27 protein-coding genes and 1 tRNA gene are annotated in these 25884 nt (G+C 58.2%); 15 read left to right on the top strand and 13 right to left on the bottom strand.

The genetic code is table 11. From position 1 onward, the window contains the following. The first annotated feature begins 17 nt into the window (after positions 1–17). Both Q7C20_RS13425 and Q7C20_RS13430 read left to right on the top strand, forming a co-directional pair. Positions 18–1532 carry an NCS1 family nucleobase:cation symporter-1 gene (locus Q7C20_RS13425; RefSeq protein ID WP_375067933.1) on the top strand — a complete coding sequence of 505 codons (1515 nt, stop codon included), beginning with the start codon at positions 18–20 and terminating at the stop codon, positions 1530–1532. Positions 1533–1545: 13 nt separating this feature from the next. Beyond that, positions 1546–2274, top strand: coding sequence for an aspartate/glutamate racemase family protein (locus Q7C20_RS13430; protein ID WP_375067934.1), 729 nt, complete (start codon positions 1546–1548; stop codon positions 2272–2274). A 123-nt stretch (positions 2275–2397) separates the two neighbouring features. On the opposite strand, the gene Q7C20_RS13435 is transcribed toward Q7C20_RS13430, so the two are convergent. Further along, complete coding sequence (locus Q7C20_RS13435) at positions 2398–3321, bottom strand: LysR substrate-binding domain-containing protein (RefSeq protein WP_375067935.1); 924 nt, start codon at positions 3319–3321, stop codon at positions 2398–2400. A 126-nt stretch (positions 3322–3447) separates the two neighbouring features. On the opposite strand from Q7C20_RS13435, the gene Q7C20_RS13440 reads away from it, so the two are divergent. After that, positions 3448–4194 (top strand): 3-oxoacyl-ACP reductase family protein, encoded by a 747-nt coding sequence (locus Q7C20_RS13440; RefSeq protein WP_375067936.1) that lies wholly within the window; start codon positions 3448–3450, stop codon positions 4192–4194. Positions 4195–4333: 139 nt separating this feature from the next. Here the strand turns inward: Q7C20_RS13440 and Q7C20_RS13445 are convergent, their stop codons facing one another. Then, complete coding sequence (locus tag Q7C20_RS13445; RefSeq protein WP_375067937.1) at positions 4334–5023, bottom strand: HAD-IA family hydrolase; 690 nt, start codon at positions 5021–5023, stop codon at positions 4334–4336. A 108-nt stretch (positions 5024–5131) separates the two neighbouring features. Here Q7C20_RS13445 and Q7C20_RS13450 point away from each other — a divergent pair, with 108 nt between their 5' ends. The 5 genes from Q7C20_RS13450 to Q7C20_RS13470 all read left to right on the top strand — a co-directional run bounded on the left by Q7C20_RS13450 (position 5132) and on the right by Q7C20_RS13470 (position 8442). Beyond that, entirely contained in the window at positions 5132–5515 is a 384-nt protein-coding gene (locus Q7C20_RS13450) for a DUF2784 domain-containing protein (RefSeq protein WP_375067938.1), read from the top strand. 121 nt (positions 5516–5636) lie between these two features. Further along, entirely contained in the window at positions 5637–6215 is a 579-nt protein-coding gene (locus Q7C20_RS13455; RefSeq protein WP_375067939.1) for a DUF4337 domain-containing protein, read from the top strand. A gap of 315 nt (positions 6216–6530) precedes the next feature. Continuing rightward, positions 6531–6884, top strand: coding sequence for a gamma-glutamylcyclotransferase family protein (locus Q7C20_RS13460; RefSeq protein ID WP_375067940.1), 354 nt, complete (start codon positions 6531–6533; stop codon positions 6882–6884). Positions 6885–6985: 101 nt separating this feature from the next. Further along, the gene (locus Q7C20_RS13465) at positions 6986–7321 is read left to right on the top strand and encodes a hypothetical protein (protein ID WP_348058930.1); all 336 of its coding nucleotides are present in this window, start codon (positions 6986–6988) and stop codon (positions 7319–7321) included. A gap of 80 nt (positions 7322–7401) precedes the next feature. Continuing rightward, positions 7402–8442 (top strand): EamA family transporter, encoded by a 1041-nt coding sequence (locus tag Q7C20_RS13470; RefSeq protein ID WP_375067941.1) that lies wholly within the window; start codon positions 7402–7404, stop codon positions 8440–8442. Between the two features lie 69 nt (positions 8443–8511). Here the strand turns inward: Q7C20_RS13470 and Q7C20_RS13475 are convergent, their stop codons facing one another. Both Q7C20_RS13475 and Q7C20_RS13480 read right to left on the bottom strand, forming a co-directional pair. After that, the gene (locus Q7C20_RS13475; RefSeq protein ID WP_348058934.1) at positions 8512–8970 is read right to left on the bottom strand and encodes a hypothetical protein; all 459 of its coding nucleotides are present in this window, start codon (positions 8968–8970) and stop codon (positions 8512–8514) included. A gap of 3 nt (positions 8971–8973) precedes the next feature. Further along, complete coding sequence (locus tag Q7C20_RS13480; RefSeq protein WP_177005842.1) at positions 8974–9207, bottom strand: DUF4160 domain-containing protein; 234 nt, start codon at positions 9205–9207, stop codon at positions 8974–8976. Positions 9208–9637: 430 nt separating this feature from the next. Between Q7C20_RS13480 and Q7C20_RS13485 the strand changes: the two genes are divergently transcribed. From Q7C20_RS13485 to Q7C20_RS13495, 3 genes are all read left to right on the top strand, one after another. Then, positions 9638–9928 (top strand): short-chain dehydrogenase, encoded by a 291-nt coding sequence (locus Q7C20_RS13485; RefSeq protein ID WP_375067942.1) that lies wholly within the window; start codon positions 9638–9640, stop codon positions 9926–9928. Positions 9929–10136: 208 nt separating this feature from the next. Further along, entirely contained in the window at positions 10137–10913 is a 777-nt protein-coding gene (locus tag Q7C20_RS13490) for a hypothetical protein (protein ID WP_375067944.1), read from the top strand. Positions 10914–12279: 1366 nt separating this feature from the next. After that, positions 12280–12570 (top strand): short-chain dehydrogenase, encoded by a 291-nt coding sequence (locus Q7C20_RS13495; RefSeq protein ID WP_375067945.1) that lies wholly within the window; start codon positions 12280–12282, stop codon positions 12568–12570. Between the two features lie 50 nt (positions 12571–12620). Here Q7C20_RS13495 and Q7C20_RS13500 read toward each other — a convergent pair whose 3' ends face one another. The 3 genes from Q7C20_RS13500 to Q7C20_RS13510 all read right to left on the bottom strand — a co-directional run bounded on the left by Q7C20_RS13500 (position 12621) and on the right by Q7C20_RS13510 (position 13705). Beyond that, positions 12621–12683 carry a hypothetical protein gene (locus Q7C20_RS13500; protein WP_375068047.1) on the bottom strand — a complete coding sequence of 21 codons (63 nt, stop codon included), beginning with the start codon at positions 12681–12683 and terminating at the stop codon, positions 12621–12623. A gap of 8 nt (positions 12684–12691) precedes the next feature. Continuing rightward, on the bottom strand, positions 12692–13060 hold the full coding sequence (locus Q7C20_RS13505) for a DUF6232 family protein (RefSeq protein WP_375067946.1): 369 nt from the start codon (positions 13058–13060) through the stop codon (positions 12692–12694). Between the two features lie 555 nt (positions 13061–13615). Continuing rightward, positions 13616–13705: transfer RNA gene (locus Q7C20_RS13510), tRNA-Ser, on the bottom strand. A 335-nt stretch (positions 13706–14040) separates the two neighbouring features. Between Q7C20_RS13510 and Q7C20_RS13515 the strand changes: the two genes are divergently transcribed. The 3 genes from Q7C20_RS13515 (at position 14041) to Q7C20_RS13525 (ending at position 16791) form a co-directional block, all read left to right on the top strand. Next, positions 14041–14727, top strand: a complete 687-nt coding sequence (locus tag Q7C20_RS13515) for a crotonase/enoyl-CoA hydratase family protein (protein ID WP_375067947.1) — start codon at positions 14041–14043, stop codon at positions 14725–14727. Between the two features lie 217 nt (positions 14728–14944). Continuing rightward, a complete protein-coding gene (locus Q7C20_RS13520) occupies positions 14945–15685 on the top strand; it encodes a 1-acylglycerol-3-phosphate O-acyltransferase (protein ID WP_375067949.1) in 741 nt (246 codons plus the stop codon). A gap of 134 nt (positions 15686–15819) precedes the next feature. Next, on the top strand, positions 15820–16791 hold the full coding sequence (locus tag Q7C20_RS13525; protein ID WP_375067950.1) for a magnesium and cobalt transport protein CorA: 972 nt from the start codon (positions 15820–15822) through the stop codon (positions 16789–16791). Here Q7C20_RS13525 and Q7C20_RS13530 read toward each other — a convergent pair. From Q7C20_RS13530 to Q7C20_RS13540, 3 genes are all read right to left on the bottom strand, one after another. Beyond that, positions 16788–17513 (bottom strand): amidotransferase, encoded by a 726-nt coding sequence (locus Q7C20_RS13530; protein WP_375067951.1) that lies wholly within the window; start codon positions 17511–17513, stop codon positions 16788–16790. The two genes, Q7C20_RS13525 and Q7C20_RS13530, sit on opposite strands and share 4 nt — an antisense overlap. Before the next feature lie 99 nt (positions 17514–17612). After that, positions 17613–19760: a 3-hydroxyacyl-CoA dehydrogenase NAD-binding domain-containing protein gene (locus Q7C20_RS13535; protein ID WP_375067952.1), complete on the bottom strand. Its 2148-nt coding sequence runs from the start codon at positions 19758–19760 to the stop codon at positions 17613–17615. A gap of 16 nt (positions 19761–19776) precedes the next feature. Then, the gene (locus Q7C20_RS13540; RefSeq protein ID WP_375067954.1) at positions 19777–20982 is read right to left on the bottom strand and encodes an acetyl-CoA C-acetyltransferase; all 1206 of its coding nucleotides are present in this window, start codon (positions 20980–20982) and stop codon (positions 19777–19779) included. Positions 20983–21628: 646 nt separating this feature from the next. On the opposite strand from Q7C20_RS13540, the gene Q7C20_RS13545 reads away from it, so the two are divergent. Beyond that, positions 21629–22435 carry a c-type cytochrome gene (locus Q7C20_RS13545; RefSeq protein ID WP_375067956.1) on the top strand — a complete coding sequence of 269 codons (807 nt, stop codon included), beginning with the start codon at positions 21629–21631 and terminating at the stop codon, positions 22433–22435. A gap of 128 nt (positions 22436–22563) precedes the next feature. Here the strand turns inward: Q7C20_RS13545 and Q7C20_RS13550 are convergent, their stop codons facing one another. From Q7C20_RS13550 to Q7C20_RS13560, 3 genes are read right to left on the bottom strand one after another with little or no spacing between them, the layout of a single operon-like run. Next, positions 22564–23367: a transglutaminase N-terminal domain-containing protein gene (locus tag Q7C20_RS13550; RefSeq protein ID WP_375067958.1), complete on the bottom strand. Its 804-nt coding sequence runs from the start codon at positions 23365–23367 to the stop codon at positions 22564–22566. Further along, a complete protein-coding gene (locus Q7C20_RS13555; RefSeq protein WP_375067960.1) occupies positions 23364–24314 on the bottom strand; it encodes an alpha-E domain-containing protein in 951 nt (316 codons plus the stop codon). The genes Q7C20_RS13550 and Q7C20_RS13555 overlap by 4 nt, the downstream gene beginning before the upstream one ends. 4 nt (positions 24315–24318) lie before the next feature. Continuing rightward, the gene (locus tag Q7C20_RS13560; RefSeq protein ID WP_375067962.1) at positions 24319–25728 is read right to left on the bottom strand and encodes a circularly permuted type 2 ATP-grasp protein; all 1410 of its coding nucleotides are present in this window, start codon (positions 25726–25728) and stop codon (positions 24319–24321) included. Between the last annotated feature and the right edge of the window lie 156 nt (positions 25729–25884).

Raw genomic sequence — 25884 nt, forward strand, 5'->3', positions numbered from 1 at the left:
CGCTGGAGCCTGCCGGAATGCGTACAAGCCTCTCGAACCCCGTCGCACTGGATCTGCCCTCCTCCCCCCTGAGCCCCGGCCCGTTGGTGCTCAGCCCGCGCCTGCACAACAAGGACCTGGCGCCCACCAAGGCCGAAGGTCGACGCTGGGGGTGCTACAGCATCTTCGCGCTGTGGACCAACGACGTGCATAACATCGCCAACTATTCGTTTGCCATCGGCTTGTACGCGCTGGGCCTGGGCGGCTGGCAGATCCTGTTATCCCTCGGGATAGGCGCCGCGCTGGTGTACTTCTTCATGAACTTGTCGGGGTACATGGGCCAGAAGACCGGCGTGCCGTTTCCGGTGATGAGCCGCATCAGCTTCGGCATTCACGGCGCGCAGATTCCGGCGCTGATTCGCGCGGTGATTGCGATTGCCTGGTTTGGAATACAGACCTACCTGGCTTCGGTGGTTTTCCGCGTGCTGCTGTCGGCGATTCATCCCGGGTTTGCCGAATACGACCACAACGCTATCCTTGGCCTGTCGACGCTTGGCTGGGCATGTTTTGTCGCGATCTGGTTTGTGCAATTGGCGATCCTTGCGTACGGCATGGAAATGGTACGCCGCTATGAAGCGTTCGCCGGGCCGGTGATTCTGGTCACCGTGGCCGCACTGGCTGGCTGGATGTACTTTCAGGTCGGCGGGAACATTGCCTGGTCGATACGCGAGCCGCTCAGCGGTGGTGAAATGTGGCGCAATATTTTCGCCGGCGGCGCGTTGTGGCTGACCATCTACGGCACGCTGATCCTCAATTTCTGCGACTTCGCCCGTTCCTCGCCGTGCCGCAAAACCATCCAGGTTGGCAACTTCTGGGGCCTGCCGGTCAACATTCTGGTGTTCGCCGCAATCACCGTGCTGCTGTGCGGCGGGCAATTCCAGCTCAATGGCCGGGTGATCGAGAGCCCAACCGAAATCATCGCCGCCATCCCGAATACCTTCTTTCTGGTGCTGGGTTGCCTGGCGTTCCTGATCGTCACCGTGGCGGTGAACATCATGGCCAACTTCGTGGCACCGGCGTTTGTGCTGAGCAACCTGGCGCCCAAGTACCTCAACTTTCGCCGCGCCGGGCTGATCAGCGCCACCCTGGCGGTGCTGATACTGCCGTGGAACCTCTACAACAGCCCGCTGGTGATTGTGTATTTCCTCTCCGGGCTCGGCGCGCTGCTGGGGCCGTTGTATGGGGTGATCATGGTCGATTACTGGCTCATCCGTAAAAGCCGGGTAGACGTGCTGCAGCTGTATAGCGAAGACCCCAACGGCGTTTATTACTACAACCGCGGGGTCAATTTACGCGCCGTAGCGGCGTTTGTTCCTGCGGCGCTGATCGCGATTCTGCTGGCGCTGTTGCCCGGGTTTGCCAGCGTTGCGCCGTTTTCCTGGATGTTTGGCGCCGGTATTGCAGGGCTGCTGTACCTGCTGATCGCCAAGCGCCAGCCGTTCTACGCCGATGTCAGCGGCGAAAGCATTGCAGTCGATAACGTCAGTCATTAATCAAGGACATTCCATGCGTATCCTCGTGGTCAACGTCAACACCACCGAATCCATCACCGAAACCATCGCCCAGCAAGCGCGAGCCGTGGCCGCGCCGGGCACCGAGATCGTCGGGCTCACGCCGTACTTTGGCGCCGAATCCGTGGAAGGTAATTTTGAAAGCTACCTGGCGGCCATCGCGGTGATGGACCGGGTGATGGCCTACGACCAGCCGTTTGATGCGGTGATACAGGCCGGCTATGGCGAGCATGGCCGTGAAGGCTTGCAGGAATTGTTGAATGTGCCAGTGGTGGACATCACCGAGGCCGCGGCCAGCACGGCGATGTTTTTGGGGCACGCTTATTCAGTGGTCACCACACTCGACCGTACCGTGCCGCTGATTGAAGACCGGCTGAAACTCGCCGGCCTCTACCAGCGCTGCGCTTCGGTGCGCGCCAGCGGCATGGCGGTGCTGGAGTTGGAAGAAGACCCGCTGGCGGCGATGGAAGCCATCGTGCGCCAGGCCGAGCTGGCGATCAGTGAAGACAAGGCCGAAGTGATCTGCCTGGGCTGCGGCGGCATGGCGGGGCTGGATGAGCAGATTCGGTATCGCACCGGCGTGCCGGTGGTGGATGGCGTGACGGCGGCGGTGACCATTGCTGAATCGCTGGTGCGGTTGGGGTTGACGACGTCGAAGATCAGAACCTACGCGACGCCTCGGCCGAAGAAAATCAGTGGCTGGCCGGGGCAGTTTGGACGGTAGACCGCGTCGCGGCCATCGCGGGCAAGCCCGGCTCCCACAGTTGATCGCGTTTCCAGCTTGAAATGCATTCCGCTGTGGGAGCTGGCTTGCCTGCGATAGCGGCGCCTCGGTCCCCCGCCATGATCAAACCGCACTGAATCGCTGGCCCAAGCGCTGCTCTGCAAACCGCTCAATGATGAAGTCCACAAACGCCCGGGTCTTACCGGGCAGCAGTTTGTGTTCGGCGTAGTAGATGGAAATATTGCCGTCGTCGACGTACCAGTCAGGCAATACTCGCACCACCGCACCACTGTCCAGAAACGGCACGGCCATCGGCATGCTCACCAGCGCAATCCCCAACCCCTGGGCGCTGGCGCAGCAGGCGGCTTCGGAGTCGCTCATGGTCATGCCGGGCTTGAGCACCAGCGGGCGATGCTCGCGCTCCAGGCTGGTGAGGTGCCAGGAGCGCACGCGGCCGGTTTGCGGCGAGCGGATCAGAATGCCCAGGCAGCGCGACAGGTCTTCGGGTGTTTGCACGTTTGGACGTTGTGCCAAGTAATCCGGCGACGCTACCAACACCCGATGCGCCGGCGTGAGCTTGCGCGCCACCACGCCTTGGGGCAGCTCAAAACCACCGCCGATCGCCGCATCAAACCCCTGGCCGATCAGATCCACTTGGCGGTTATCGAAATGCCAGTCCGGGCTGATGTCCGGAAACCGCCGCATGAACTCCCCCAGCAACGGCACCACGTAACGATTGCCGAACACGGTGCCCATGCTGACCTTGAGCGTGCCCACCGGGCGCCCCTCGGCGCTGGCCAGGTTAGCCACCGCATTCTGGATGGTGGTGAGGCTGCCGCTGACTTCGTCGAGAAACAGCTTGCCGGCTTCCGTCAGGGTCAGGCGACGCGTACTACGCTGGAACAGCCGAACGCCCAGGCGTGCTTCCAGCTTGGCGACGCTTTTTCCCACTGCCGCCGGTGTCAGGCTCAAGTGCCGCGCGGCCTCGGCGAAGCTGCCACCTTCAGCGCTGCGCACGAAGCATTCGATACTGCCAAAGCTCTCCATACCGCTCCACTCTAAACTTTTGGTTTACACAGACTATAGCAATCACGGCCTACCGGGGCGCGGCGGTGAGGTCGATACTCGGTTCCAACAACAAGGCACTCCGCCTTGAACGACCAGGAGATCGACATGACCACACAAGACCTCAGCGGCAAAGTCGCCTTGATTCAAGGCGGTTCCCGCGGCATCGGCGCCGCCATCGTCAAGCGCCTCGCCGCGCAAGGTGCAGCCGTCGCCTTTACCTACGTCAGCTCGGCGGCCAAGGCTGAAGAACTGCAAAACAGCGTGATCAGCGAAGGCGGCAACGCCCTGGCAATTCGCGCCGACAGCGCCGATGCCGACGCGATCCGCCATGCCGTCAACACCACCGTAGAAGCCTTTGGCCGCATCGACATTCTGGTGAACAACGCCGGCGTGCTGGCCATCGCGCCACTGGAAGACTTCACGCTGGAAGATTTTGACCAGACCCTGGCGATCAACGTGCGCAGTGTGTTTATTGCGACTCAGGAAGCGGCCAGGCATATGGGCGAAGGCGGCCGGGTGATCAACATCGGCAGCACCAACGCCGAGCGCATGCCATTTGGTGGCGGTGGGCCGTATGCAATGAGCAAGGCGGCGCTGGTGGGGTTGACCAAGGGTTTGGCGAGGGACTTGGGGCCGCGTGGCATCACCATCAATAACGTGCAGCCAGGGCCGGTGGACACCGACATGAACCCGGCGAACAGTGACTTTGCCGAAAGCTTGATCGGGTTGATGGCAGTTGGGCGGTATGGGCATGTGGAAGAGATTGCCAGCTTTGTGGCGTATCTCGCAGGGCCGCAAGCCGGGTACATCACCGGTGCAAGCTTGACCATCGACGGTGGTTTCAGCGCCTAGATATCAGGTGAATGCCAAACTAAATGGGGGAGCGGGCTTGTTCGCGAATGCGCAGTGTCAGTCACTGATTTCATCGACTGATACACCGCATTCGCGAGCAAGCCCGCTCCCACATTTGATCTCCATCTGAATCAGGAAATTAGCGCAGAGCAGGCAAGCCATAAGCCGCAAGATCAAAGTCCGCCAGTTTGCGGATGATCTGGTCAGCATGGTCGTACTTGCTGTCAGCCATGGCTTCATCCGGCACGGCGATCGCCTTCATGTTGGCGGCTTTGGCGGCAGTCACGCCAAACGGCGAATCTTCGAACACCAGGCAATCCTGGGGCGCAACGCCCAGGCGGCGCGCGGCGGTAAGGAAGATGTCCGGCGCAGGTTTGGCCGCGCCCACTTCAGGGTCGTCCGCCGTGACAATGGTGCCGAACAGGCTAAACCACTCGCTGTGCTGCGTGGTCTTGTGGCCAAACGAATTGCGCGACGAACTGGTGCCCACGGCAATCGGGATGTTGTGCGCGTGCAAGTGCCGCACCAACGCTTCAGCGCCGGGCATGCCCAGCGCCTTGGGGAAACGCTCGCTCATCAGCGGTTCGCGAATCTTCAGAAACTCGGCCGGAGTGATCGGCAAGTCCAGCGCCTTGACCACGTAATCGGCCAGGTCTTGCGCGCCGCGCCCGATGATGTGCTGCTTAATGCCCCAGTCGTAGGTACGGCCGTAGCGTTCGGCAATGATCTGCGTGACTTCGGTGTAGATGCCTTCGGTATCCAGCAACAACCCGTCCATATCGAATATCACGGCCTTGATCGGACCGACTGCTGTACGCGGTGCATTCATCACAACAAAACCCTGGGAGAACGACAAAAAGGATTCAGCACAATAACGGCCGCGCTTACCGCCAGGCAACCCTTTAGACTGTGTGCCTGCCCTTTCGAAGTGCCCGCGATGCTCTACCGCCTAGCCGCCGACAGCCTGGTGCTGTTTCACCTCAGCTTTATCCTCTTCGTGCTGTTTGGCGGGCTGCTGGCCCTCAAATGGCGGCGCGTGATGTGGCTGCACCTGCCCGCCGCAGCCTGGGGCGTGGCGGTGGAAGTGTTTCACCTGCCCTGCCCGCTGACCCGGTGGGAAAACCTGTTTCGCCACCTCGCCGGGCAAGACGGTTACGGCGGTGGCTTTATCGAGCATTACATCCTTACGCTGATCTACCCGGCCGGGCTGACCCCGAACATTCAACTGGTGCTGGGGGCCTTGGTGCTGCTGATCAATGTCGCCGTGTATGTGCGCCTGATCAGACGCGCTTCGGCAAGCAGCCCAAACCAACACAGGTAGCGCATCTCCTTGCCTCCCATTTAAACAGCCACCATGGGAAGGTTTGCTGCGTTACGTACAGGATTGAGACAGCTGCGTTGGTGAAGAATCAGACTCCCTCATTCCGTTCGCAGACGCCCCCATGTCCGAAGCCTTCGAAGTCCCCAGCCCCCACGAAAAACACGTCGAACACACCACCGAACATGCCCACGGCCGTGGTGACAATTTCGCCAGCCGCATCGCCGTAATGACCGCGCTGATGGCCACCCTCGGCGCCATGCTCAGCTATCAGGCGGGCTCCACCGAAAGCGAAGCGGCGATGGATAAGAACAACGCAGCCATCATCAAGACCGAAGCGGCCAACCAGTGGAATTACTACCAGGCCAAATCCAGCCGCCAGAACCTGGCGGAACTGGCCACGCATATTCCCGGCGTGGACGCGGCGCACTACAAGGATGAGATCGAGCGCTACAAGGGCCAGAAGGAGGAGGTGCGCAAACAGGCCGAGAAGCTTGAGGCCACGTCGAAGGAATGGGATGAGAAATCGGAAGCGGCGCTGCACCAGCATCACCGCTGGGCGCAGGCGATGACCGCGATTCAGATCGCGATCTCGCTGGCGGCGATTACGTTGTTGACGCGCAAGGAATGGTTGAAGCGCATGTCGTATACCGCCGGTGGCGTAGCCATGGTGTTAGGTGGTTTGGCTTGGCTGCACCTCTGACTGCCTGAGCGCGGTCAAACATGTGGGCGCTGGCTTGCCTGCGATGGCGGTGGTTCAGGTGCAAATGTGCAAGCTGACCCGCCGCTTTCGCAGGCAAGCCAGCTCCCACAGTTGCTTTGCGGTGTTTTGGGAGTTGGGCTCGGCCAGCGCATCGCTATATAGTGAAACGCCTAACGATCAGCGCAGCTTGAATGCGAGGAACGCACGGTGAGTGCACAACCCGAATGCCAAGCTGTGGATTCTGGAAACCAGATCGCCCACCCGAGCAAGCCTTACGGCGCTTTTTACGAAGGCTTACTCGCACAAGGAAACCCCATGGAACACTCCACCCAATTCCCCGAGCTGTTGTTTTCATACGGCACCCTGCAAGACAAAGCCGTACAACTCGCCAACTTCGGCCGCGAACTGGTCGGCCAGCAGGACGCGATGCTCGGCTATTCGCAAAGCTTTGTCGAAATCACCGACCCCGACGTACTCGCCACCAGCGGCAAGACCCATCACCCCATCGTCGCGCCCGCCACTGAACAGGCCGCCAGCGTTGAGGGCATGGTGTTTCAGATAAACGAACAAGAGCTGGCGGCGGCGGATGCCTATGAAGTGTCGGACTACAAGCGGGTGTCGGTCGCGCTGGCATCGGGCCTCACCGCGTGGGTATACGTTCAGGCGTAAAAATGAAACTTCGGATAATTGATTTCAATCTGCTATGGCGGCGATTAAAGTGGCGCCCCTTCGAGAAGTGGATCTCGATTTTTTACCCATGGAGTTACCCCGTGAAGCACATCAGTAAAATCGCTGCAGCCGCTGTTCTTGGTTTCACCCTCGCTGGCTGCACCGGCACCGCCATCAAATCCCCGCAGTACGACCGCAGCCAATACACCGTGTTGGGCCACAGCGAAGCCAGCGCCACCGGCATCATGCTGTTCGGTCTCATCCCGATCGGTCAGAACAGCCGTTTCGTGCGCGCCCAGGATGCTGCTATCAAGGCGAAAGGCGGTGATGCACTGATCAACACGCAGGTGCAGGAAAAATGGTTCTGGGCGTGGGTACTCAGCGGCTACACCACCAAGATTTCGGGTGATGTGATCAAGCTTAAAACTGCGCAGTAAATGACTGTGAAATTGTCAAAAACGCCAGGGCTTTAACCAAGGCCCAGACGTATCATGGGCCTGACCTTCGAGGACGGCCCATGAACCTCAGTATTGTTTACGCACTCGCTGCCGCCGCCCTGTTCGGCGCCAGCACCCCGCTTGCCAAAAGCCTCGGCCTGGGCCTCTCGCCCGTGCTGCTCGCAGGCCTGCTCTACCTCGGCAGCGGCATCGGGCTCGCAGGCGTACGCCTGATCCGTGATCGCGGCTGGAAACCCACCGGGCTCACTCCTTCGGAATGGCCGTGGCTGATTGGCTCAATCGCCTTCGGCGGCATCCTCGGGCCGGTTGCGCTGATGTTCGGCCTGACCCGCACCACCGGCGCCACCGCCTCATTGATGCTTAACCTTGAATCGGTATTGACCGCTGTCATCGCCTGGCTGGTGTTCAGGGAGAACGCCGACCGCCGCATTGTGCTGGGGATGATCGCGATAGTGCTGGGCGGCGTGGTGTTGTCCTGGTCAGACGGTGGCGGCGCCAGCCACGACTGGACCGGACCGTTGGCGGTAGCAATTGCCTGCTTGTGCTGGGGGATCGATAACAATTTGACGCGCAGGGTGTCGGCGTCGGATGCGCTGTTTATTGCCGGGGCAAAGGGGTTGATTGCGGGACTGGTGAACTGTGGATTGGCGCTTTACCTTGGGGCGCAGGTTCCGGGGATGGCTCAATTGGGGCCTATCCTGCTGGTTGGATTTTTGGGGTATGGCGTGAGCCTAGTGATGTTTGTGCTGGCGTTGCGCGGGTTAGGCAGTGCGCGTACCAGCGCCTACTTCTCGACCGCGCCCTTCCTCGGTGCTGCGGTAGCGCTGCTGATATTTGGGGAGTCAGTGTCAGCCGCGTTCTGGATTGCGTTGGCGCTAATGGCCGTGGGCGTGTGGTTGCACCTGACAGAACGGCACGCGCATGAGCACCTGCATGAGGCGACAGAACACGGGCATCGGCATGTGCATGATGAGCATCATCAGCATGAGCATGGGTTTGAGTGGGAGCCGGGGCAGCCGCACAGTCATGTGCATGTACATGGGGTGATGCTGCATAGCCATGCGCATTTTCCGGATGTGCATCATCGGCATAGGCATTGAGGGGGAGGTCTTCAGAAAATGTATCAGGGCGACTCAATTGGTCGCCCTTCTTGCGTTATACAGACCCAATCAAGCGTGGTGCCCTTTGTAACCTTTATGCTCGTATTCCCAGCCCTTGCACGCCAACCCAACATGTTTGGGGATCAAGGATGCACCGCTGCTATACGCAGTGATGGTCCTGCGAGAGAAGCCCAACTCCACCGCTGCTGCGGAAAGGGAAAGGTTGTTGCTGAGCATCCACTGCCTGAAATCCTGCGTCAGCATGACCTCACCGGACTGCTCCAATGCTAAGCGGTGCAGCGTGACGGCTGACAACTCAAGGTCATTACCCCAAGTCACATCAAAGCCCCACTCACCGACTTCCGCTTGGCCGAATAGGTTCAAGTCCAGTAGCGGCTTGAGGATGGAAAAGTTGTTTATATGATCGAGAATATTAACGGTGTGCCGCTTGCCGTTGTTCCACTCAATCTTCAAGGCATGCTTGCCGGCAACTGGTTGCACAGCAGAGATGCGAAGCTTGCTGGTCATAAGTCAGTTCCTCCGGTTTTGTTCGTCCCATACACGCTTGAGATCAGCGATATGAGCTTTGGCCCAAACAAGGGCAGCTTTCAAGGCCTTGGCTTCTGCTCCTGTGCCGAGCACAAGAAGCCCTTCTATCTGAACCAGCGACTCACCATCCGGCGTTTGCACATGAAAATGCGGCGGCGCGTGGTCGTCGGGATAGATTTTTATTTTCCAGTTTCGTTCACTGTGAAGGGTAGCCATAGGCATGGATGCTAGAGAAAAATTTTCCCTAGCACAATCACCATTTCTGATCCGTTCAAATAGCCACTCTCAAAGACGAAGGATTGAGAGGTAGATCAGATAACCCTCCCCAGTATTCCAGGCAACGTCCTACATCTCATTCAGAAGCGTCGGCCTGCCGCTTCGAAATCGCTAAGCTTATAGTCGCTCGGTCGCCCAAAGGGCGATCGGGTTTGGCGACCCGACTACAAGATGGCAGAAGCCTCCCGGCAGATTTGCGGGATGCCCCTGCACGCAATAAGCTGCTCAATGGTAGCTGTGCGTGGGAGACCTTCGGGTCTGCCGGTCTTTATCCGTTCTTGTCCCGGTTCGCCAACCTGCGTACAGCTGCCACCTTTTGTTTGGCGACAAATGCGTGGCTAATCCCTATCTGAATGAACGGATTTAACGCATGAACCAATACATAGCCCTCACCAGCAACGACAGCGCCACCCCTGCCCTTTTTGTCGATACCACCGTGCCGCTGGAAATCCTTCTCGACGCCGCAAGTTATCGGCTTCGTGCCGTTACTCAAGTGCTTGAAAACCTTGCACTAAGAAGTGAAATAAGCAGTGATGCGGTGGTCCTCAATGACTTTGCCCTGCTGTGTTCAATTCCACTGCGCGACGGCTGCGATTTGCTGGATGTAATCGGACAGCGGATGGACACCCCGCGAACCTGGGAAGATTGCAGTTCGCTTTAGCGCTTTATCAAGCCAGTCCCCTTTGTGCGGTATATCTATAAAAGGGGTTCTGGCTCACACGGTCAAAATAAAAGGCCTCCACACCTGGCTAATAACTGCGCACCTACGCAGGTCACCGCATGTGCAAAACCTGAGCTGCCGATTGATGCACTCAGTGTAAAATCCACATTCCGAAAAGCCGATACTATCCCTAACATCGGGAATACTCATGAATCAGGTTGCTCAACGTTATCTCGGCGTATGGAAGCGGCGTTTGATCCAGCGGCGCTCAGGCCTTTCGGACAGCGAAACGGCGGTGTATTGGTTACAGACACAGCGACTGTTTGCAGACCTGCGAATCCCCGATAACGCGGTACCAAGTCTTGCACTCGAAGATCTCAGCGATACCCACTATTTAGCATTGTGTGAACAGCAAGGGTTCGCCGGCGTGACCCAAGTGGACGCCGATATTTGCCAATGGCATCGTAAGATGGACTATCAGCCGGTCAGTGGCGAAGAAGACATTGGGCGTATGCACTTTGAAACCAGTGAGTGCCTCATAGAGACAGCGCTGGATGAAAGCTATTACGAAATATGGGAACGCTTGCCTGGTTCTCTCGGCGCTTGTCGTGGCCAATGGTTGCAGGCGGCGGATGAGCCATCGCGTCAGGGCTGCCTGCTATTAGCGGGAGACTACTTTTTGTTCGCCGCAAGCCGCCCCACCCAGTTGGCACCGGGCAATCACTTGCGCGAAATGCTCTGCGGTCCTGGCAGTTCAACAAACCCTGCGTCTCTATTAGCTTGCGAACTGTCCTTCGGCCAACATCACGCCGGACGGGCACCGTGGACCATCGAGTGCTCTACGCTCCCCGCACAAATTGGCCAGCCTCTGTTGCCACCATCGGTTGACCCGTTTGCCCCTGATCTTTTCGAAAATGATCTCGTCATGTCGTCATTAGGCGTATTTACGCCAGCAGGAGGTTGGCGCTGTGCGCCAGATCCGTGATCTCACCAGCATCTTTATCAGAATGAAATTCCAGAGGGCTAACGGTCATTCGGGATGGCCTTTAGGTGCATCACTTAAGACCCATGATTGATACATCGCGGGATTTCACTGAGTAATTCCGTCACTTCTAACTCAGTTACCAGGCTGCTTGCTTAGCACGCAGTGGCAGACGCCACCCAGATCGACAACCCTTACGTACCAAATGAAGCGCCAGTCCCATAATGGCCTCAAGGGTCTATTTTTCAGACGCCAAAAACCACAAACCCCCGGTTTTCTCTAGGAAAACCAGGGGTTTGTGTTTACTTAATATGGCGGTGAAGGAGAGATTCGAAACTACCCGCAAAATCACTTTCATTATGCAAGCACCCGGTTTACGCGGGCTGCAGTGATGGAGATCACCCTACGCCTTGAGGAAGATGGCTCAGCAGAAGTGGGCAGCAACGTCAGGGGGCGCTGGAAACGATCGGCTGCCGGCCATATCAAGCAAGGTTTGGCCCGCCTCAGAGGAACGGGCGGGCCTTAGTATGGGGACGTGTTAGCGAAAGAGCTTATCTGGACCCTTAATTAAACGACCAGGTTTTTGGTTTGGGCCGAACAATGTTTGCCTCATCTCGAGGACATTTTTGCGAGTCGCTGACAGTGGACGGATCCCCGCAAGCTGGGCTTGCGACGTCCTTCTTGTCCTCCTTACAGCCTGCCAATGCGAAAAAGAGAATGAGGGAACAGCTGACAATGAGTTTCTGACTACGCATGTGTCTTCCTTAATATTTGTGTAGATCGCTCTAAAACTGTGGACCTTGAATCGTTTTAGGTGGGCTTGGGCAAAGGACGCCGCGTGTGTGCTGGCTATCCTAAGGACCCGGCCTCGCATTCGACGGCGGGGCTGGATGAAGTGCTGCGGGATTTTTTACTGGTTAGCCATACAAGTCGAGCGTTGTCGATAATGGTTCGACTAGGGTTACCGATTCCGCAGCAGATGTTAACAAAGTCTTAAATTTTTGGAGGTATCCATCTTTAACTGGCCCCCGACCTTCGAGATGAACTGCGAAATGCCCAAATCTGGGCGAAACCCTTAAGTTTCGCGGGCTATGGCAATTTTTGATGTCATCGAAGGCGGCCGAGCACGCGGAGGAAATACACACATCCAGTTTAGGAAAACATCGGTATTCCTATATCTTTCGCTTTTCCGACCAATGATTCCGGGGATGCTGCACTTGCACTATTGCCGTGATCGACCAACATCGTTTTGCAACCACACTGCATTTTTTTGTAAAACTTTGCATTTCGTGAGATTGCTACTGACTCCGGTAAGCCCAAAGCGGGCCTGCCCGCAGGCCCGATTACACTGACAGCCGGAGTTCCACATATGAGTCAATACATAGCCCTCACCAGCAACGACAGCGCCACCCCTGCCCTCTTTGTCGATACAACCGTGCCGCTGGAAATTCTTCTCGACGCAGCAAGTTATCGGCTTTGTGCCGTTACTCAAGTGCTTGAAAACCTTGCGTTACGAAGCGAAATAAACAGTGATGCGGTGTCCCTCAATGACTTTGCCCTGCTGTGTTCAATTCCGCTGCGCGACGGCTGCGATTTGCTGGATGTAATAGGACAGCGGATGGACACCCCGCGGACCTGTGAAGATTGCAGTTCGCTATAAAGCTTACAGTTAAAAGGGGAGTGACTTATTTAATGCGCACAAAGCCAAAATTAAATAAATCTGCCCCCCTTTTTACAACTACTATTCTTAGAGAAACTGATTACTGAGTTCACTCACCACATTAGCCCCGGCTAACTATCGCATCGTTTAATGACGAAATTACGTTGGCGATATAGGGTTTATCTTCGCTGACCAGAGCTTGGTTTTCACCTGATGAGGTATTTAAAATAACAGCGTATTTAGCTTTGCTACCCACCCAAACCAGAACGGCTAAAGCCAACGCTACTAAACCAGCTATGAACACCCACCCGCTCCCAAACAAGCAAGCCAAGCCCACAATGGCGATAATTATTGCAGCGCCTCTATCAGGGGGTGTGACACGCGATTTTACAGAGGTCACATTGCTCATCGCATAAGTCTGACCGTCCACAATAAACCTGCTATTGCTTACGCTGACATTCCCTTGAGTGAAGAAAATTTTTTCGTCCATTTTGATTTCTCAGCTTGCGGGTTGATTTAGGGCCTAACTATAAATAAATATTGGGCAGCGAAAAAGGGAGAATTTATAAAATTCGCTAAAAACACGAAAATAAATAAATCCTTTTTCTCTTTGCTTTTATCTATTAAGTCGAAGGCGCGGCGTTGACGGTGTACCAGCTCATCGGAGTTTTGACGAACGCCAGTGGTCTTAGTGGCGTATCAACGGTGGCGTCACCCTGATTGGATAGTTGGCGATCGGCAATCACTCAATCAGCCTTAAACGTACTGCGCTTCGTAAATTGAGTTGCCATTTCATAATCCTTGCCCGGCTCAGGGATGGGCGTGACGGGCGCAGGAAAGCAGAATATTTTCGAACCATCCATAGCAAACCCGCACCAAAGGGCTTACCGGCCAAGATGATATGTTCGTCAAACACCTTGGGAGAGTTGTTGATCGCTTTGGTTGCGGGTGGCCGGAAGTACACTGTGATAGCATTTTTCAGACGCCAAAAACCACAAACCCCCGGTTTTCTCTAGGAAAACCGGGGGTTTGTGTTTACTTAATATGGCGGTGAAGGAGAGATTCGAACTCTCGATACAATTTCTTGTATACACACTTTCCAGGCGTGCTCCTTAAGCCACTCGGACACTTCACCGTATCTCGTCAAACCAGTTCAGTCTGTCGAGGCGCGCTAATGTAGTCGAAAGCCTTTCTGATGGCAAAGGTTTTTTTCAGAATTTTCATGCGCTTAGACGGTTATACCGTGACGCGTCCGGCGAGGGCGTTGATTCTGCCATTCTCCGGCATCGGCGGCAGGTGTTTGGGGCGGTTGCTGCGCCCTGCCCGGGGGCGTCTATCCTTGGGGATGCAGGAAAAGTCTGACTGAGCAGTCAGTCACGGCGCTTTACCGGGGCGGGCGTGGTGGGTAACGTCTGCGCATGCATGCCTATAAACAGCCTCTCTATAACAAGCCCTACAAGGAACCGCGTCATGAGTGAGTTGATCTCCTACCACCTCGAAGACGGTATCGCGACACTGACCTTGAGCAACGGCAAGGTAAATGCCATTTCTCCGGCGGTGGTTGCTGAGTTTAATGCGGCGCTGGATCACGCCGAGAAGGATCGGGCGGTGGTGATCATCACTGGCACGCCAGGGATTTTGTCGGGTGGTTATGATTTGAAGGTAATGACGGCCGGGCCTAAAGAGGCGATTGGCCTGGTAACGTCCGGCTCGACGCTGGCACGTCGCTTGTTGTCGCATCCGTTCCCGGTGATTGTGGCGTGCCCTGGGCATGCGGTGGCCAAGGGCGCGTTCCTGTTGTTGTCGGCGGATTACCGGATTGGCGTGGAGGGCCCGTTCAGCATTGGCCTGAATGAGGTGGCGATTGGCATGACCATGCACCACGCGGGGATTGAGCTGGCACGGGATCGCCTGCGCAAGTCGGCGTTTCATCGTTCGGTGATCAATGCGGAGATGTTTGACCCGCAGGGCGCGCTCGGTGCGGGCTTCCTCGATAAAGTGGTCGCTCCGGAAGAACTGCACGCGGCGGCGCTGGAAGCGGCGCGTCAGTTGAAGAAAATCAATATGAACGCGCACAAGCACACCAAATTGAAAGTACGCAAGGCTCTGCTGGAAGCCTTGGACGATGCAATCATCCAGGATCAGACTCACTTCTGAGTCTATTCCTACTTCCGCTTTGCCAGAGCCCGACCTTGAGTCGGGCTTTTTCTTACAACTTAATCAGAAATGGCCGTAGCCGCTCTGGCTGGGCTTTGCTGGCACTTGTTGAAACATATGCTTAAACATCGCCTATCTCCTACGTCAGTCGGGGCAATTGCCGAATACAGTGCACAACCGTACACTGCGCCAAATTTTGTCCCGACGGGCTGTTTCGATGCTTTTTGTGTTTCGTATGTTGTTGATGGGCCTGCACTTTATGCTCGCCGGTGTGCTGGGCGTGCTGCTGGGGATTTGTCGGCCGTTCAATCCGGATAACAGTCGTCTGTGCGCGCGCCTTTATGGGCTGCCTGCGATGTGGTTGTTGCGGCTCAAGGTAAAGGCGGATGTCGACTCGCTGCGAAACAAGCCCGGCAGTTGCGTGATCATTGCCAACCATCAGTCCAACTACGACCTGTTTGTGCTGGGCACCGTGGTGCCTTACCGCACGGTGTGTATTGCCAAGAAGAGCCTGAAATGGGTGCCGTTGTTCGGCCAGTTGTTCTGGCTGGCGGGCAATGTGTTGATCGACCGGGGCAATGCGCACAAGGCGCGTCGCGCGATGTTGACCACCACGCATACCTTGCAGCATGAGGACACGTCGATCTGGGTGTTTCCGGAGGGCACGCGCAACCTGGGCAAGGGGTTGTTGCCGTTCAAGAAAGGCGCGTTTCATATGGCGATTGCGGCGGGTGTGCCGATTGTTCAGGTGTGCGTGAGCAATTACGTTAACCATATGCAGCTGAATCGCTGGGACAGCGGTGAGGTACTCATACGTTCGCTGGCGCCGATTCCTACGTCTGGCATGACAGTGGATGACGTGCCTGGCCTGATGCAGCACTGTCAGGAGCAGATGGATGAATGCATTGAGGCAATGGACCGTGAGTTGCAAGCCGCTTGGGTGCCGGCGCGCTTGTGATTTTTGGGGGCTTCGCACCCCGGCGCAAGCAAGCTTGCTCGGCAAAAAAACGCGTCTCTAGCACTGTAACAACGGAACGTCATTCAGGCTAAGCTGCCCAACATCCGTCCTCCCAACAAGAAGCGATCAGCACCATGGGTAGAGTTGTTGCGGCAGCTGTCTACAGCGCCGGTAAAAAAGTCACGGATATCACCCTCGACGAGGGCGCAGCGTGGGCTGCCAAACCCGGTCACTTTGTGTGGATCGGCCTGGAAGAGCCCGACGCCCGGGAGCTGGCCAACCTGCAACGCCAGTTCAACCTGCATGAGCTGGCCATCGAAGACGCCCTGGAAAAGCACAGCCGCCCGAAGCTTGAAACCTTCGGCGACGCGCTGTTTATCGTCACCTATTCACCGGTGCGCGAGAACGGCAAGCTGGAGTTTATCGAAACCCATATCTTTGCCGGCAGCGGCTACATCATCACCGCGCGCAACGGGCATTCGGCGTCCTACGGCTTTGTGCGCCAGCGCTGTGAGGCGCGGCCGCTGTTGCTGGAGCATGGGGAAGATTTCGTACTCTATGCGCTGCTGGATTTCGTCACCGAAAACTACCAGCCGGTGAGCGAGGCGATACACGCCGAGATCGATGAACTGGAGCGTAATGTGCTGTGCAGCTCGCTCAGTGAACGCGACATCCAGAAGATCCACGGCCTGCGCCGCGATGTGCTGCGACTCAAGCGTTATGTGGCGCCAATGGTGGAGATAAGTCAGGAATTGCAGAAGCTGAGCTTCCCGTTTATCGACAAGAACATGCGCCCGTATTTCCGTGACGTGCAGATCCACGTGACACGCCAGATGGAAGACCTCACCACCCTGCGCGATATCGCCAGCCAAACCATCGAAATCGGTGTGTTGCTGGAGGCTTCACGGCAAAGCGTGGTGCAGCGCAAGTTCGCCGCATGGGCAGCAATTCTGGCGTTCCCCACGGCGGTGGCGGGGATTTATGGGATGAACTTCCAGAACATGCCCGAGCTGCAATGGCACTACGGCTACTTTGCGGTGCTCGGGTTTATTGCGGTGGGCTGCACCAGTTTGTGGGCCAGCTTTAAACGGTCGGGCTGGCTTTAAGCGCCAGCTTCCGGCTTGTGCGCCACGAAGCGCATCATCCACTCCGCCACGGTGGCGCCGTGGTGGTCGCGCTCAAGGCTGGCGACGCCATGGGTGTAAACCTTTTCTCCGAGGGTTGTCTGAAGAATCTCCAGCAGCTCGCGGGAATAGTCGTGGATGAATTCCGGGTGGCCCTGGAAGCACAGCACTTGGTCTTCGATGTGGTACGCCGCAAACGGGCAAAAATCGCTGGAGGCGATGACTGTGGCGTTTTCCGGCAAGGTGGTGACCTGGTCCTGATGGCTGATCAGCAGGGACAGTTCTTCCACCACCGGGCTCATCCACGGCGCCTTGGCGTTCAGTTTGTAGTCATGGATGCCCATGCCCCAGCCTTTGCTGGCGCGCTCGGTTTTGCCGCCCAGCAACAGCGCCAGTAACTGGTGACCGAAGCAGACGCCGAGCAATTTGTCACCGCGTGCGTAGCGCTCAAGCAGGTAGGTTTTGAGGGTTTGGATCCACGGATCGGTGCCGAAGGAATCGGCTTTGCTGCCAGTGATGAGGTAGGCGTCGAACACTTCATCATCCGAAGGGTATTCACCCTGCACCACGTTGTAGACCACAAACTCGGCGGCAATCGGCTGTTTGGAAAACAGACGCTTGAACATCTGCCCGTACCCTTGGTACTGATCGATCAAACCTGGACGCAGGATATCGGTTTCCAGGATACAGACGCGTAGCGACATAAAAAATACCTGACACGGTGATGGGAATAATGCACACCTCAGAGCCTGCCTTGAAATAGCCCTGCAAAGCAAGTCCCACTGGATGCTCCCACATTTTGATCACCGAAAGGCTTCTCCTCGTGCGGCCTTCTCCAGCAACAGCGCTGGCGGTGTGAACCGTTCACCGTATTGCTCGGCCAGATACCTCGCGCGCGCGATGAAATCGTTCAACCCGTATTGATTAATAAACTGCAACGCGCCACCACTCCACGCCGCAAAACCAATGCCGAAGATCGAACCCACGTTGGCATCAGCCGTGGACATCAACACGCCCTCCTCCACACAACGCACGGTTTCAATCGCCTGGATAAACAGCAACCGGTCACGCACATCCTGCGGCGATATCTGTTTGCCGGGTTGTTCGAACCGGGCTTTAAGCTCGGGCCACAGGTGTTTCGTCCCGCCCGCCGGATAATCATAAAACCCGCCGCCCGCTGCTTTGCCTGCGCGGTTGTACTCGTTCACCAGCAGATTGATCACTTGCGTCGCCGGGTGCGCGGGCACCGCCTTGCCTTCGGCCTGCAGATCTTTCGCGGTTTGCTGTCGGATATGGCTCATCAAACTGAGTGACACTTCATCCGACACCGCTAAAGGCCCCACCGGCATACCCGCCTTGCGGGCTTCGGTTTCGATCATCGGCGCGGCCACGCCTTCGCCGAGCATGGCGATGCCTTCGTTGGTGAAGGTGCCGAACACCCGCGAGGTGAAAAAGCCCCGGCTGTCGTTGACCACGATCGGGGTTTTGTTGATTTGCAGGACGAAATCGAAACCTCGGGCCAGGGTTTCGTCGCTGGTCTTAGCGCCTTTGATGATTTCAACCAACGGCATTTTGTCGACCGGGCTGAAAAAATGCAGGCCGATGAATTTGGCTGGGTCGGGCACCGCAGTCGCCAAGCCGCTGATGGGCAAGGTCGAGGTGTTGGAGGCGATTATCGCGTCGGCACCCACCACGCTTTGCGCGGCCGCCGTCACGCTGGCTTTGAGTTCACGGTCTTCAAACACGGCCTCGATGATCAGGTCGCAGCCGGCCAGGTCGGCATCGGAGGCCACGGGATGAATTCGCGCGAGGATGGTTTGGCGCTGTTCGGCAGTCATTTGCCCACGGCTGACTTTCTTGTCGAGCAACGCGGCCGAGTGCGCCTTACCCTTCTCGGCGGCGGCCAGGTTGATGTCTTTGAGCACCACCTCAACGCCCGCACTGGCACTGACATAAGCGATGCCCGCGCCCATCATGCCGGCGCCAAGCACGCCGACTTTGCGCGTGACATAAGGCGCGAACCCTTTGGGCCGCGAGCTGCCGGCATTGATTTCATTGAGCTGGAACCAGAAGGTGCCGATCATGTTTTTCGCGACTTGCCCGGTCACCAGTTCAGTGAAGTAACGGGTTTCGATCAGGTGCGCGGTGTCGAAATCGACCTGGGCGCCCTCAACGGCAGCGCAGAGAATTTTCTCCGGCGCGGGAAAGCAGCCATTGGTTTTACTGCGCAAAATCGACGGCGCGATGGCCAGCATCTGCGCAACTTTTGGATTCGACGGTGTGCCGCCTGGAATCTGGTAACCCTTGTTGTCCCACGGCTGTTTAGCCTCAGGATTGGCCAGAATCCAGGCGCGGGATTTGGCCAGCAACTCATCAAGGCTCATAGCCATTTCATCGATCAACCCCGCCTGCAACGCCTGCTGCGGCCGGACCTTTTTGCCTTCGAGCAAATACGGCAAGGCCTTTTCCAGCCCCACCAGACGCACCATGCGCACTACTCCACCGCCGCCCGGCAACAGCCCCAGCGTGACCTCGGGCAAGCCCAGCTGTACCGACTTGTCATCCAGCGCAACGCGGTAATGGCACGCCAGGCAAATCTCCCAGCCGCCGCCGAGTGCGGCGCCATTGATCGCGGCCACCACCGGCTTGCCGAAGGTTTCCAGGCGGCGCAGTTGCGACTTAAGTACCACCACGCCGTCGTAGAAATCCTTGGCGTGCGCCTTGTCGACCTTGATCAGTTCATTGAGGTCGCCGCCGGCAAAAAAGGTTTTCTTCGCCGAGGTGATGACCACGCCGGCAATACTTTCTTTTTCCGCTTCCAGGCGTGTGACAGTGGCCGCCATGGCCTCGCGGTACATACCGTTCATGGTGTTGGCGCTATGGCCGGGCATGTCGAGGGTCAGCACCACGATCTGGTCCTGGCCTTTTTCGTAACGAATGGCTTCGGTCATGACAACTTCCTTGGGCTCAGAGGCGTTCGATGAGGGTGGCGATGCCCATGCCACCGCCGACACACAGAGTGGCCAGGCCGTAGCGCTGCTGGCGCACTTCCAGTTCGTCGAGCAGCGTGCCGAGGATGGCGCAGCCGGTGGCGCCCAACGGGTGGCCCATGGCGATGGAGCCGCCGTTGACGTTGACGCGCGCGGCGTCGATGCCCATGTCTTTGATGAATTTCAGGACGACAGAGGCAAACGCTTCGTTGACTTCGAACAGGTCGATGTCTTCCACGCGCAGGCCGGCTTTGGCCAGGGCTTTGCGGGTGGCCGGCGCGGGCCCGGTGAGCATGATGGTGGGGTCGGTGCCTGTGACGGCTGTCGCTACGATGCGCGCGCGCGGTTGCAAGCCGAGTTCGCGGCCCTTGGCCTCGGAGCCGATGAGCATCAGCGCAGCGCCATCGACAATGCCGGAACTGTTGCCCGGTGTGTGCACGTGATGGATGCGCTCCACATGGCTGTAGACGCGCAACGCGGTGGCGTCGAAACCCATCTGGCCCATCACTTCAAAGCTCGGCTTGAGTTTGCCCAGGCCTGCGAGGGTGCAGTCGCCGCGGATAAATTCATCGTGGTCGAGCAGTACGATGCCGTTTTGGTCCCTCACCGCGATCAGCGATTTATTGAAGGAGCCGTCTGCGCGTGCCCTCGCCGCTTTCTGCTGGGACTGTAGGGCGAAGGTGTCGACGTCCTGGCGCGTGAAGCCTTCAAGGGTGGCAATCAAGTCCGCGCCGATGCCTTGGGGCGTGAAGTGGCTGTGCAGGTTGGTTTGCGGGTCAAGCACCCAGGCGCCGCCGTCGCTGCCCATGGGCACGCGGGACATCGACTCGACGCCGCCGACCACCACCAAATCCTCAAAGCCTGAGCGCACTTTCATCGCGCCGAGGTTCACCGCTTCAAGGCCCGAGGCGCAGAAGCGGTTGATCTGTACACCGGCAACGCTGATGTCCCAGTCCGCGACCAGTGCGGCGGTCTTGGCGATGTCGGCACCCTGGTCGCCCACGGGGGTGACGCAGCCGAGGACGATGTCATCCACCTGGTGCGTGTCGAGGTCGCTGCGACAAGCCAGCGCCGTGAGCAGGCCCGCGACCAGGTTGACCGGTTTGACGCTGTGCAAGGCGCCGTCTGCTTTACCTTTACCCCGGGGCGTGCGTATCGCATCAAAGATCAAAGCTTGGGTCATGACATCCTCGAACCGCAGTGCATGTTCTTCTACCTTAGGCGCGATTGACACGGTTTCAATGCCGGATGCGCTCATCTGCTTTGACCCCCACGCTCGGACGAACGGTAGTCAGCTAAGGGAAAGTGTTGATTAATCGTTTTAGCTGTCTAGCCAAGGCATTGGCGCCAACATGGCGTTAAGCCTCATGCCCTTTTAAGTCGAAAAGCTGATCAGCTGATATGAAATGGATCTAAGCCATAAAGAACGAGGGCTCTAAGGTTGAATCAGTAAGAGACCGCTGCCGGGTTTTGCTGGAGCGGTTGTAAGAAAAGTGCAACGTCACATCGCGATACTGAATTTATCCGACACGCGTTTGACGCTCAGGAATAACAACAAAAGGCAGTCAGCCATGTTCAAACAATCAAAAGTACGTCAGGCGGGACTTATTCTCTTCGCCACCACACTGATTCTGATCTTGCCCAATTTAACCAAGATTATTGGGTGACGACTCGCGCCTCACCTTCTGTGCACGCGTTGCACCAGGACTGCAGCTTTTGACAGCACCTGCCGGGACATTGCGAATAGCGGTCCTGTTGCAGGGGCTGTCTTTTTACCTGCAGATTTCCGCTATCGTGGGCCTCACCGCCACTTCGATCCGGGCTCCGTCTTGAAATCCACCTTCGCTTTTCTCGCCTTGCTGATCGCCCTTCCGGGTTCGGCAGCGCAACTGACCCTTGAGCTGGACCACACCAGCAAAACCTGGCAAACCGCCGAGTTGCTGGCGCGCAAGGATGTGCAGACGGTGCAGGTCCCTGATGACGTTTCCTACAAGCGCACCATGACGTACCGGGCAGTGCCACTGGCCGCTCTCTTGTCGGGTCTGAAGCCGGAAAACCATCTGCAAGCCGTCGCCCTTGATGGTTTCGCCGCTGAGCTAAGCGCGGCGCCGTTGCTGCAAACCGACGGCGCCCGCGCGTGGTTGGCGGTGGAAGATCCGGCCCATCCGTGGCCTGCGCTGGCAAACGGCAAGCCGAGCGCAGGGCCGTTTTACCTGGTGTGGACTGACCCGCAGGCGGGACATATCAGCCCCGAGCAGTGGCCGTTCCAGCTGTCGGGGATCAAGCAGTTGAAGACGGTGGCCGAGCGGTTTCCGGCGTTGCGGCCCGACCCGACATTGGCCGCGAATGACCCGGTGAACCAGGGTTTTGCGGTGTTCCAGAAGAATTGCCTGGCCTGCCATCGCCTGAATGGCGCCGGCGATGCGCAGGTGGGGCCGGACCTGAATGTGCCCTACAACCCGACTGAATATTTCAGCGGCGATTTTCTCAAGCGTTACATCCGCGACCCGCATAGCCTGCGGCATTGGCCGCAGGCGAAGATGCCGGCGTTTGCCGTCAGTGTGTTGCCGGACAATGAGCTGGATTTGCTGGTGGGGTATTTGAAGCATATGGCGGGGCGCAAGCAGCAGCCCTGAAAAGCACACCACACACTGTGGGAGCTGGCTTGCCTGCGATAGCGGTGGGCCAGCTGCATCTGTATCAACTGGCAGGCAGCCATCGCAGGCAAGCCAGCTCCCACATTTGGCCTGCTTCGTTCTCGAGATTATTGCTGCTGGACTGAAATGACGGGCGTCGGCGCCACGAACACTTTCGCATGCATCTGCTCATGCCCGCCGCCACGGCGCATGCCGCGCACCGGGCAGGCGTCGAGGTAATCTAGGCCCACGGCCAGCTTGAGATGCCGTTCCGGGCGCGCCAATTGGTTAGTCACGTCAAAGCTGTACCAGGCGTCATCCAGCCAGGCTTCGGCCCAGGCGTGGCTGGCGAGGTGCGCGGTGTCCTCAGAGTACAAATACCCCGACACATACCGCGCCGGAATACCCAGGCTGCGCGCGCAGGCCAAAAACGCATGGGTATGGTCCTGGCACACGCCCGCGCGCCCGGCGAAAGCCTTGGCGGCGCAGGTGTCGACCTCGGTGGCGCCGGGTGTGTAAACCATGGTTTGGTTAAGCGCGTGCATCAGGTCAATCAACGCGGTGCGATCACGCCGCTGATGGCAATGCTGCCCGGCAAAGCCACGCAGGGCTTCATCGGCTTCGGTCAGGCGCGTGCTGCGCAGGAACGGAAAGGCGGACTGGCTCTCGTGTTCCGCCTCGCGCAACTCGTCAATATCCACTTGGCCACGGGCGCCGATGATGATTGCGTCGTGGGGCTCGTCCAGGGTCAGCACGTGCAGGATGTTGCCGAACGGATCGACTTGCGCGCGCACCGGGCGCGGCAGGTCAAGTTGCCAACTGATGACACGCTGGCGCTCGCTGTCGTGGGGCGTGAGGCGCAGGTACTGAATGCTCGCACGCACTTGGTCTTCGTAGTGGTAGGTGGTTTCGTGGCTGATGGAGAGTCTCATGCGGCCTCCAGGTAGGAACTGTAGATGGCGTCGCCCAACTGGCGCACCAAGGGGATAAAGTCGGTCAGCCAGGCGTGCAGGCCTTCCTCGAGAATTTCGTCGATCGCGGTGAAGCGCAGACGCGCGTCCATTTCGGCGGCCAGGCGCTGGGCCGGTCGGCCATTGAGGCCGGGCAAGCTGGCGAGGATCTGGTCGATCTCTTCGCTGCACGCCCTCAAGGATCGCGGAACGTCGGCGCGTAACAGCAGCAACTCCGCCACTTGCCGGGAGCCGGGAGCGTCGCGATAGATTTCGGTGTAGGCCTCGAACGACGACAACGCACGCAGCAAGGCACTCCACTGATAGTAGGCGTGGGCTGTGCCGTCGGTGACGGCAGCGGCCTGGTCGCCGGCCATTTCGTAGCGCGCATCGAGCAGGCGCAGGGTGTTGTCGGCGCGCTCGATAAACGTGCCCAAGCGAATAAAACGAAACGCATCGTTACGCATGATGGTGCCGTACGTGGCGCCCCGGAACAGGTGCGAGCGTTCCTTGACCCACTCACAGAACCGGCTCATGCCGTAACGGCTGAGCCCTTGCTGGGCGATGTCACGAATATCCAGCCAGGTGGCGTTGATGTTTTCCCACATGTCGGCGGTGATTCGCCCACGCACCGCATGGGCGCTGGCCCGCGCAGCGCCGAGACAGCTGTAGATGCTCGCCGGGTTGGCCGCATCCAGGGCAAAAAAGTGCAGCAAACGTTCGGCGTCCAGTTCACCGTGACGCTCGTGGTAGTCCTCCAAAGTGCCAGTGATCAGCAGCGGCATGGCCAGTTCGTGCAGGCCATCGCCACGCCCGTCCTGAGGCATCAGCGACAGCGAATAGCTGACATCAAGCATGCGCGCGAGGTTTTCCGCGCGCTCCAGGTAACGCGACATCCAGTACAAATCCGAGGCAGTTCTACTCAACATGGCATCAGTCCTCGACCACCCAGGTGTCTTTGGTGCCGCCGCCCTGAGACGAGTTGACCACCAGCGAACCTTCACGCAGGGCCACGCGGGTCAGGCCACCAGGCACTACGCGGGTTTCCTTGCCGGACAACACGAACGGACGCAGGTCGATATGGCGCGGCGCAATGCCGTTTTCGACGAAGGTCGGGCACGTGGATAAACACAGGGTCGGCTGCGCGATATAAGCGTGGGGTTTGGCTTTGATGCGCTCACGGAAGGCTTCGATTTCCGCCTTGGTGGACGCAGGCCCCACCAGCATGCCGTAGCCGCCGGAACCCTGGGTTTCCTTGACGACCAGGTCCGGCAGGTTGGCCAGCACGTGGGACAATTCGTCGGGCTTACGGCACTGAAAAGTAGGAACGTTCTTCAGAATCGGCTCTTCGTCCAGGTAAAAACGGATCATCTCAGTGACGAACGGATACACCGACTTGTCGTCCGCTACCCCGGTGCCGATGGCGTTGGCCAGTACCACATGGCCCGAGCGATAGGCCGCGAGCAGGCCGGGCACACCGAGCATGGAGTCCGGGTTGAAGGCCAGCGGGTCGAGAAAGGCATCGTCAAGGCGGCGATAGATCACGTCCACCGCCTTGGGGCCGTCGGTGGTGCGCATGTACACGCGGTCGTCGCGCACAAACAGGTCGGCGCCTTCCACCAGCTCCACGCCCATTTCCCTGGCCAGGAACGCATGTTCAAAGAACGCGCTGTTGAAACGCCCAGGGGTCAGCACCACCACGCTGGGGTTATCCAGCGGGCTGGAGCTTTTCAGGGTGTCGAGCAGCAGGTTGGGATAATGGTCGATGGGCGCAATGCGCTGGGCGGCGAACAATTCGGGGAACAACCGCATCATCATCTTGCGGTCTTCGAGCATGTAGCTGACGCCGCTCGGTGTTCGCAAATTGTCTTCAAGCACGTAGTACGTGCCGTCGCCGTCGCGTACGAGATCGACACCTGATACGTGGGAATACAGGTCACGGTGCAGGTTCAAGCCCTGCATCGCCAACTGGTATTGCTCGTTGGCCAGCACTTGTTCGGCAGGAATGATCCCGGCCTTGATGATGCGTTGCTCGTGGTACAGGTCGGCGAGAAACATATTCAGCGCCTTGACCCGCTGAATGCAGCCGCGTTCGACAATTTGCCATTCACTCGCCGGAATGCTGCGCGGGATGGTGTCAAACGGGATCAACCGTTCGGTGCCCTGCTCATCACCGTAGAGGGTGAAAGTGATCCCGGCGCGGTGGAACAGTAAATCGGCCTCACGCCGACGCTGCGCGAGCAACTCGGGAGGGGTTTCAGCTAACCAGCGGGCGAACTCGCGGTAATGGGGGCGGACTTGCCCTGCCCCGTCGTACATTTCATCGTAATAAGTGCGGGTCATGCCGTACTCCTTGTCACCCGGGCGATAGAACCATCGCAAGGCCCGTGCCAGCGGCATAAACACTTAAGAATCAGTGAGTTGTATAAAGGCGAAGATTTCATCGCACCGTCCTGGTGCAATGAATGCCCGCCGCCTTGCCCCGCGCTCCATCCGAAG

Source organism: Pseudomonas sp. AMR01, assembly GCF_041946035.1.
GTDB lineage: Bacteria > Pseudomonadota > Gammaproteobacteria > Pseudomonadales > Pseudomonadaceae > Aquipseudomonas > Aquipseudomonas antarctica_B.

What these genes read in the sequence shown, in the direction of transcription:
- Q7C20_RS13425 (WP_375067933.1), top strand. Translation starts at nt 18, where the DNA reads ATGCGTACAAGCCTCTCGAACCCCGTCGCACTGGATCTGCCCTCCTCC.
- Q7C20_RS13430 (WP_375067934.1), top strand. Translation starts at nt 1,546, where the DNA reads ATGCGTATCCTCGTGGTCAACGTCAACACCACCGAATCCATCACCGAA.
- Q7C20_RS13435 (WP_375067935.1), bottom strand. Translation starts at nt 3,321, where the DNA reads ATGGAGAGCTTTGGCAGTATCGAATGCTTCGTGCGCAGCGCTGAAGGT.
- Q7C20_RS13440 (WP_375067936.1), top strand. Translation starts at nt 3,448, where the DNA reads ATGACCACACAAGACCTCAGCGGCAAAGTCGCCTTGATTCAAGGCGGT.
- Q7C20_RS13445 (WP_375067937.1), bottom strand. Translation starts at nt 5,023, where the DNA reads ATGAATGCACCGCGTACAGCAGTCGGTCCGATCAAGGCCGTGATATTC.
- Q7C20_RS13450 (WP_375067938.1), top strand. Translation starts at nt 5,132, where the DNA reads ATGCTCTACCGCCTAGCCGCCGACAGCCTGGTGCTGTTTCACCTCAGC.
- Q7C20_RS13455 (WP_375067939.1), top strand. Translation starts at nt 5,637, where the DNA reads ATGTCCGAAGCCTTCGAAGTCCCCAGCCCCCACGAAAAACACGTCGAA.
- Q7C20_RS13460 (WP_375067940.1), top strand. Translation starts at nt 6,531, where the DNA reads ATGGAACACTCCACCCAATTCCCCGAGCTGTTGTTTTCATACGGCACC.
- Q7C20_RS13470 (WP_375067941.1), top strand. Translation starts at nt 7,402, where the DNA reads ATGAACCTCAGTATTGTTTACGCACTCGCTGCCGCCGCCCTGTTCGGC.
- Q7C20_RS13475 (WP_348058934.1), bottom strand. Translation starts at nt 8,970, where the DNA reads ATGACCAGCAAGCTTCGCATCTCTGCTGTGCAACCAGTTGCCGGCAAG.
- Q7C20_RS13480 (WP_177005842.1), bottom strand. Translation starts at nt 9,207, where the DNA reads ATGGCTACCCTTCACAGTGAACGAAACTGGAAAATAAAAATCTATCCC.
- Q7C20_RS13485 (WP_375067942.1), top strand. Translation starts at nt 9,638, where the DNA reads ATGAACCAATACATAGCCCTCACCAGCAACGACAGCGCCACCCCTGCC.
- Q7C20_RS13490 (WP_375067944.1), top strand. Translation starts at nt 10,137, where the DNA reads ATGAATCAGGTTGCTCAACGTTATCTCGGCGTATGGAAGCGGCGTTTG.
- Q7C20_RS13495 (WP_375067945.1), top strand. Translation starts at nt 12,280, where the DNA reads ATGAGTCAATACATAGCCCTCACCAGCAACGACAGCGCCACCCCTGCC.
- Q7C20_RS13505 (WP_375067946.1), bottom strand. Translation starts at nt 13,060, where the DNA reads ATGGACGAAAAAATTTTCTTCACTCAAGGGAATGTCAGCGTAAGCAAT.
- Q7C20_RS13515 (WP_375067947.1), top strand. Translation starts at nt 14,041, where the DNA reads ATGAGTGAGTTGATCTCCTACCACCTCGAAGACGGTATCGCGACACTG.
- Q7C20_RS13520 (WP_375067949.1), top strand. Translation starts at nt 14,945, where the DNA reads ATGCTTTTTGTGTTTCGTATGTTGTTGATGGGCCTGCACTTTATGCTC.
- Q7C20_RS13525 (WP_375067950.1), top strand. Translation starts at nt 15,820, where the DNA reads ATGGGTAGAGTTGTTGCGGCAGCTGTCTACAGCGCCGGTAAAAAAGTC.
- Q7C20_RS13530 (WP_375067951.1), bottom strand. Translation starts at nt 17,513, where the DNA reads ATGTCGCTACGCGTCTGTATCCTGGAAACCGATATCCTGCGTCCAGGT.
- Q7C20_RS13535 (WP_375067952.1), bottom strand. Translation starts at nt 19,760, where the DNA reads ATGACCGAAGCCATTCGTTACGAAAAAGGCCAGGACCAGATCGTGGTG.
- Q7C20_RS13540 (WP_375067954.1), bottom strand. Translation starts at nt 20,982, where the DNA reads ATGACCCAAGCTTTGATCTTTGATGCGATACGCACGCCCCGGGGTAAA.
- Q7C20_RS13550 (WP_375067958.1), bottom strand. Translation starts at nt 23,367, where the DNA reads ATGAGACTCTCCATCAGCCACGAAACCACCTACCACTACGAAGACCAA.
- Q7C20_RS13555 (WP_375067960.1), bottom strand. Translation starts at nt 24,314, where the DNA reads ATGTTGAGTAGAACTGCCTCGGATTTGTACTGGATGTCGCGTTACCTG.
- Q7C20_RS13560 (WP_375067962.1), bottom strand. Translation starts at nt 25,728, where the DNA reads ATGACCCGCACTTATTACGATGAAATGTACGACGGGGCAGGGCAAGTC.